Source organism: Geobacillus zalihae NBRC 101842, from assembly GCF_001544135.1.
In the GTDB taxonomy this organism is placed as follows: domain Bacteria; phylum Bacillota; class Bacilli; order Bacillales; family Anoxybacillaceae; genus Geobacillus; species Geobacillus zalihae.
This window is the reverse complement of the sequence record NZ_BCPV01000139.1, coordinates 1-1,012: the sequence shown is the minus strand read 5'-3', so window position 1 is coordinate 1,012 and position 1,012 is coordinate 1. Positions and strand designations below refer to the sequence as shown.

Sequence of the window (1,012 nt, the reverse complement as noted above, 5' to 3'; positions counted from 1 at the left end):
GTTGGCCCGTCATCTCGATCGCCTGTATGAGGCTGGCATTCACAACGTCATCAGCACTTGCTTGATTCATATTTATCGCAAAGAAGGCCTTTCCCTCCGAGCCTTCCACGCCGATACGACGGACAAGACCGTTTACGGCGCGTATGAATCGGCCTCGTTAGAGGCTTTGCAGATCACACATGGCTATAACCGCCATCATCGTTGGCAAAAACAGATCGGCTTCGGACTGGTCGGCAACGAGGACGGCATCCCGTTTTACGGTGATGTGCACGACGGCAACCTGCCTGACAAAACGTGGAATCCGGAGGTGCTGTCCCGTGTCCACGAACAGCTCAAACAAGCCAAGATTGAAGACGAATGGATTTATGTGGCCGATTCCGCCGCGATGACAAAAGACACTCTGGCGCAAACCAAAGCGGCCAACGCCTTTTTGATCACCCGAGGCCCTTCGTCGCTTCGGATCGTGAAACGGGCATTAGCGGAGGCCGATTCGCCTCACATCCCGTGGAGCGCCCCCTTTACGCTGGCGGAGAGAAACGGCGCCACGTACCGGGTATGGGAAACATCCTCCACCTATGAAGGCCACCCCGTTCGGCTGATCGTCGTCGAATCGAGTGCGCTCGACCAGCGAAAAGGAAAGACGCTCGAAAAAGAACGAACCAAAGAAGCGGAGCTTCTTCGCGAGGAACAAGCCCATTGGGAGCGCCACCCTTTCTCGTGCCGGGAAGACGCTGAACAAGCCTTAGCGTCCCTCAAGATGTCCCTTCGCCCACGGTTTCATCAGGTCAAGGCCGCGGTCGAAGAGATCGTACGCCCGAAAAAACGGCGCGGACGGCCGAAAAAAGGGGTGGAACCCGAGATGGAGACGCGGTATCTCTTGCGCCTTGACGTCGAATTCGACCAAAACGCGTGGGAACAGGCAAGACGGAAAGCGTCCCGGTTTGTCCTCGTCACGACCGTTCCGGAGGAATGGAAGGGCCAACAAATGGATGCCCAAGAGATCTTGAAGCTA

General features: G+C 56.4%; 1 protein-coding gene. It reads left to right on the top strand.

All coding sequences use genetic code 11. The features are described from left to right. The coding region (locus GZ1_RS17730) for an IS1634 family transposase (protein ID WP_157074403.1) at positions 1 to 1,012 on the top strand (1,012 nt) is incomplete at both ends.